Source organism: bacterium SCSIO 12844, from assembly GCA_024397935.1.
Lineage (GTDB): Bacteria > Pseudomonadota > Gammaproteobacteria > Francisellales > Francisellaceae > M0027.
This window is the reverse complement of sequence record CP073743.1, coordinates 1,881,954-1,887,964: the sequence shown is the minus strand read 5'-3', so window position 1 is coordinate 1,887,964 and position 6,011 is coordinate 1,881,954. Positions and strand designations below refer to the sequence as shown.

Sequence of the window (6,011 nt, the reverse complement as noted above, 5' to 3'; positions counted from 1 at the left end):
AATATAGGCTCTTTTCCAGTTTTTGTGGGTTTGGGATATAGGAGAGATAAGGGTTACAATGGTGTCATAAAAAATAAAAATTTTGTAAAAATGGCCCAATTTACCTTACCTTTAGATATTAATGGGGCTTGTTGCATAATTAAGATATTGACACTCTTATTATTCTTTATTCATACTTTTTTTCATTTAAGTGTTAAGCAGTTATGGAAAAGAAGCAGTATAAACCTAAAAACTGTTCATCATATAATTAATCTAAAATTGATGCGGGAAATATTTTTTTACAATTTTCTGCTGATATAAGTATCTGGTGGTATGCTACAGATGATTTAGATCCAAAATCAGGCCGTTCTAATACTTATAGTGATTAAATTATTGAGTTTATTCTAACCATATGCTATTTCTTTAGAATCCCATTTCGTTAAACACAAGGATTTATTAAAGGCTCACTCTCTCAAATGGGTTTGAAGTTGAAAGCACCTAATTACACCACATTATCCAGGCATTCAAAGGAATTAAATATTATATTTAGACGTCAAGATTTCAGTGATAACTGGAGTTACGCACTTTTTTATTTTTCATATTCTAATTTCATATCCAAATAAGCTTTATAGTTGGCCTGATTAGCAGCAATTAATAATTTCCTTTTGATAGCATAATGATTATTTTTTTGAAGTGTTTTTAAACTTTTAAGTCTCGAATATGCAATCAAACTTAAACCAATATGATTTATTTGTGTTTTTTGAGTACTCGTTGGTGATTTCGTTAAAGAGGTATTTTGTTTCAGAGATCTATGATAAGCTTCAATGTCCCACCGTTTTTAGTAGATATTGTAAGTGCAGTCACCCAACAAGCTAAGGTCATTGATTTCCAAGAGCTTATGATTGATGCTACTATTGTTAGGGCACATGCTTGTGCTTCTGGTCAAATACTTAATGGTAATAAGTCATATGCTTTAGGCAGAAGTGTTGGTGGTTTTACTACTCGAATTCACGCTGTTGCTGATGCATTAGGTAACCCTATTATATTTAGGTTAACTGAAGGCAAAGAACATGATATGCTAGTAGCTTACCAACTGTTAAAGTATGTTAAACATACAACTGCTCTTGCTGATAAAGTTTATTATTCAAATAAAATGAAGAAAATGTTAAACGATAATCATTGTGAAGTTGTTATACCATCAAGATCCAATGCCATTATACCTCATCAATTTGATAAGCATATTTATAAAGAAAGGTATTTAATTGAATGTTTCTTTTCTAAAATAAAACAGTTTCGTAGTGTGAGATTTTTTTAGAAAAGTTGGTAAAAAATGCATTTGCTTGAAATCATATCGGATAGTTTAGCATAAAATATATCAATAGTTATAAACTAACAAATTTTACTATTTCGTATATAATTTATAGTTAGGTAAACTGATTAAATAAAGATAAAACATGCTGTTAAGTTTAATTAAAAATGACAAAATAAAACTTCGTTACATTCCTTTATTCTTTTCATTTTTATTAGTTATAAATGGCTTAATGTCAATTCTTTTAGGAACCTATCCTTATTTTAGAGATGTTTTATCATTACCGCATGCCGAATTTATTGCACAATTTATTACAATGAGTACACCGCTAAAGTTTAATGTGGCGGTTTTAATTGTATTTGGCTATTTATTGCTTTTAACCGGTAGAGGCATTTATAGAAGGCTACGCTTTTTTTGGGCATTAGCATTATTAATGCTATTTATACTTTTAAGCAATAGCTTTATGATTCATGGATGTAGTAATTTATTGACTTGGTTTTATTTAATTGAGATGCTAGCTTTAGTTGCTTGTTATCAAATCTTTGATCAGCAAACAAAGTTATTTACACTCAGTTATTCTCAATTTATTGTCATTGTGTCATTCGTATTAGCTTTATTGTATGGTGTAATTGGTAGCTATATGTTAAAGGATGAATTTAATGATTTAAAATCATTAACTGATGCACTTTATTTTACTATTGAAACATTTAGTACAGTTGGCTATGGTGATATAACGCCAGTAACACAAAATGCAAAATTATTTGTTGTGTCGATGATATTTGTTGGTTTGGGTGCTTTTGCAACGATTCTAACCTATGTAATTGGTGCTTTATCTGATCGTATTCAAGATTTATTTAAGACACTGAATAAAGGGAAAAAATATATGAAAAATCATGTTATTATTTGTGGTTATAATACATTAACACAAATTATTATTAATCAGTGTCAAAAAAATGAAACGCCATTTTTGATTGTTGAAGATAATACGCATGATCCTTTATTACAGGAGCTAGACCAATTTGTTGTAAAGGGAAATGCTTCCAATGAGGTCATATTAGAAAAAGCAAATATTGATAAAGCACGGTCAGTTATCTTAGCTTATGAAAAAGACGCAGATAATATTTTGGCATTGTTAACAGTGGCTGAATTATCAAAAGAAAAAAACATCAATGATGTTAAGGTAATTACACGTATTAACCAGAAGTCAAATATAAGAAAAGCAAAAAGCTTAGGTGCGCAGTTTATTATATCTCCTTTAGTTATGGCTGCATCAGAAATGATGCAAAAAGCATTGTGATATTATTATTGTATTGCACAACTAAATGTTTTATATTAATCTTTTTAATAAAAGAAACAAATAAAACTAATGAAAAACAATAATTTTGGTTACCAAGAATTATATTTATTATCTCAAAAAGATTGTTTACTTAAATATTTGATACAATCAGATGGATTTGAGAAAATGACAAGAATTAAAAGCAATGATAAAAGCCATGATAGGGGCTTTTATCTTGAGTTTGATTCCTATGAAAATAGAAATAAGGCATATAATACTTATTTAAAGCGCTCATCTGATACACATCATAGGAAATCAGGGGGTTGCAATATTAAATTGGTAGGTGATGTATGGGTACAAGCATGTGAGATGTTTCTTGAATCTAATGAAAAAACAACGTTAAGCGATTTTCAAACAGTAAAAGATACAAGTCTTTATTTATTATATGACTATCAGAAAGGAATAGAAGAAGAAAAAGCGGAAAAATCAATAAATAGTAATGAATGTTGAGATAAAAAGTAATGATAAATGATATTAATTGGGCTAGAAATTCTTTATATAAACTTAGCGAAGATTCACAGAAAAATTTAGAAACAAATTTAATTAAAATTGATTTACCTTTTACCTCAAAAGTGAAAATTTATTTAAAAGATGAATCAAGTAATACAACAGGTAGTTTAAAATATCGTCTTGCTAAATCTCTTTTTGCTCATGCAGTTCTTCAAGGTAAGCTGACAAAAAACTCTACGGTTATAGATGCATCTTCTGGAAATACAGCAATATCTGAGGCTTATTTCGCAAAATTATTAGATTTACCATATATTGCTGTAATGGTTAAATCTACATCTAAACAAAAGATTGATCGAATTAAAAAGTACAAAGGAAGATGCTATTTAATTGAGAAAGAACAAAATGACGTTGCTGTTGCAGAAGCTCTTGCAGAAGAGATAACTGATGGCTATTTTATGAATCAATTTGAGTCAGCTAAACAAGTATTTGGTATTTCTTATTCAGATAATTTTGGTGATGAAATATTAGATCAGATGAAATCAGAAGATAATCCAATTCCAAATTGGTTTATTTGTGGAGTGGGTACAGGAGGAACCGCTCAATCATTAACCGAATGTATATTAAAAAATTCAATATCTACAAAACTTTGTATTGTAGATTCAGAGTTTTCTGCTTACTATCAAGGATATCTTACCAATTCTAAAAATTTTACTACAAGTCAAATTTCTAGAATTGAAGGAATTGGTAGGAGGCAAATTTCACCTTCTTTTAATTCGGCTTTTATAGATAAAATGATTAAAGTCCCAGATGCGGCGAGTATTGCTGCTATACATTTTATTAAAGAAGTTTTGGGCTTAAAAGTTGGTGGGTCCACTGGAACAAATATATATAGTGCATTTTTATTAGCGTATGAAATGTATTGCTCTAGTAAAGAAGGATCAATTGTAACGCTATGTTGTGATTCAGGTGATTTGTATAATGATACTTACTATAATAACCATTGGGTTACGAAAGAGTTAGTAGACTTCGACTTTTATTATAATCAAATTAAAAATTTTTATAAATATGGTAAATGGCAGTCAAGTAAGGCTGTTCATAAATGTGTGGCCGAATAATTTAAAGTGCATTTTCAGTAAATGACTTAATTACAGCCCATACATCATCAGGAATTTGATTGTTTAAATTATTATTTGGATAGTTCGCAAAGCAAATACTCGCACCTCTATTATTGATTTGATATTCGCAGTTTGTTTTATCAAAGTCAGATGGCTTTAATCCATAGATATATAGACCCATGAAGTTTTTTCTCATATATTGTTGTAGTAATTTAAGTGTTGCTTGGGTCGTTTGGTTTTGCTTAAAACTTGGACTGTGTTTGGATGTTTGCGTACCTTTTAAGTAATTTGATAGGATGTTTAAAGCACCATCATATCCTGAACTTAAAAAATCAGCTTGGCTGTTATTTGTAGATTGATAATCTTTTTTAAATGAAAACTGTTGGCATTGAACACCATTGATGTTCATATTCTTAGGACAAACTTGGCTTGTTATCCAAGTTGAACCTGCAAAAGATGTATGTAGTTCTAATTGGTTTAGCTTTTCTTCCATTCCCCAAGCAATTGCATTAACCCACTCAGTTGTAGATGAAACAGCGGGAATGCCAACTTGAAAGGGGATATTAAGTTGATTATTCAAAGCAAATCGTTGCATAAAAGAAACACTACCAGTGCAGCCATTAAAGCCAGTCATCCAGGTATATTTTTGTTGGGCATTTTTACTCATCATTAACTCTTTTGGATGGCAATCAAGTACGGTGACATTATTCCAATAGACTGGCACACCAAATAATGTAATTTCAAAATTACTGTAATTACTAAAGCCACCTTGACCTGGCTGAAGTATTGGCGTAATGGATGAAACTGGGTTTCCAGCATACCAGTTAGCTGGGTTTGCTACTTCTAGTCCACCACTGTGGTTATAGCTTAGCTGTATGCCTTTATCTGGAATTACGGTTACTGCATCAGTTGGGCCGATGTCATACATTGATAGGATGATAAAACCATTATTATTAGCAATTTTCTCTAAGGTCGTAAAATCTTGTTGATCACGACCAAAAATATTAACCCCACGCCATATACCAATGAATTTATTATTAATTTGATCAATTAGCCCGCTATAAAACTGTTCAGCTAGAGTAGAAATAAAAGGAGGGCCTTCTATATCAAATGATGCACCATCAGCACTTGTATCATTTGTAATAATCATGCCGACTAATTGACCAGTTTGATAGATCAGTTTGTTAAGTGTAGTAGCATTTGTAATATGCATTTTATCATACGCTGGATCGTTTGGATCATAAACACATTCGGCAGGTAATTTATCTTGATTGAATAGTGGATTAGTGTTTTTGGTATTACATGGTATATAACAGTTATTGGCATTAAACTGACCAGACTTATCATAACATTGATTAGCATAATCAACTAATACAGTGTTAAATGAAAATGTAGGTAATACATTAAATTGTTTTGATAAATTATAAGCATTATTGGCAGCTTGACCTGTTGCAGTGCATTGACTTGAGCCTTGAGGATAAACATTGTAAGAGATAAATACAGGAGAAGTTTGGCTACAGTTATTATCAACCATATCATTCATTTGGTCTTTATATTGAGTTGGATCGACATTTACAAAATAATTAATATAAGGATAATTAGGATAAATATACTTTAAATTAGTACTACTGGCATGTTGTTGTAAAATATTTTTATACCAATTGGCTGATTGACACTTATTAGTTGAGCTACATACTAAGTCAGATGATAAATCATAAATTGGAATTCCAGAACCTTTAGGCGCGCTAGCAAAGCTGTTAATAGATAATAAGCCAGCTAATATACTTGAAATGATATATTTCATATTACCCTCATATAAAAG

The 6,011-nt window shown here is 30.4% G+C and carries 5 protein-coding genes; 4 read left to right on the top strand and 1 reads right to left on the bottom strand.

Features of this window, described 5'->3' with window-relative positions:
* Positions 1-775 precede the first annotated feature (775 nt).
* The 4 genes from KFE69_08525 to KFE69_08510 all read left to right on the top strand — a co-directional run bounded on the left by KFE69_08525 (position 776) and on the right by KFE69_08510 (position 4,189).
* Complete coding sequence (locus tag KFE69_08525) at positions 776-1,294, top strand: IS5 family transposase (GenBank protein ID UTW41553.1); 519 nt, start codon at positions 776-778, stop codon at positions 1,292-1,294.
* Positions 1,295-1,433: 139 nt separating this feature from the next.
* Positions 1,434-2,585, top strand: coding sequence for an NAD-binding protein (locus tag KFE69_08520; protein UTW41552.1), 1,152 nt, complete (start codon positions 1,434-1,436; stop codon positions 2,583-2,585).
* 165 nt (positions 2,586-2,750) lie between these two features.
* A complete protein-coding gene (locus KFE69_08515) occupies positions 2,751-3,074 on the top strand; it encodes a hypothetical protein (GenBank protein UTW41551.1) in 324 nt (107 codons plus the stop codon).
* A gap of 11 nt (positions 3,075-3,085) precedes the next feature.
* Entirely contained in the window at positions 3,086-4,189 is a 1,104-nt protein-coding gene (locus KFE69_08510; GenBank protein ID UTW41550.1) for a pyridoxal-phosphate dependent enzyme, read from the top strand.
* 1 nt (position 4,190) lies between these two features.
* On the opposite strand, the gene KFE69_08505 is transcribed toward KFE69_08510, so the two are convergent.
* Positions 4,191-5,993, bottom strand: a complete 1,803-nt coding sequence (locus tag KFE69_08505; GenBank protein ID UTW41549.1) for a hypothetical protein — start codon at positions 5,991-5,993, stop codon at positions 4,191-4,193.
* Between the last annotated feature and the right edge of the window lie 18 nt (positions 5,994-6,011).

Coding starts and splice junctions, on each gene's coding strand:
- KFE69_08520 (UTW41552.1), top strand. CDS start 1,434: ATGCTGTTAAGTTTAATTAAAAATGACAAAATAAAACTTCGTTACATT.
- KFE69_08515 (UTW41551.1), top strand. CDS start 2,751: ATGACAAGAATTAAAAGCAATGATAAAAGCCATGATAGGGGCTTTTAT.
- KFE69_08505 (UTW41549.1), bottom strand. CDS start 5,993: ATGAAATATATCATTTCAAGTATATTAGCTGGCTTATTATCTATTAAC.
- KFE69_08510 (UTW41550.1), top strand. CDS start 3,086: ATGATAAATGATATTAATTGGGCTAGAAATTCTTTATATAAACTTAGC.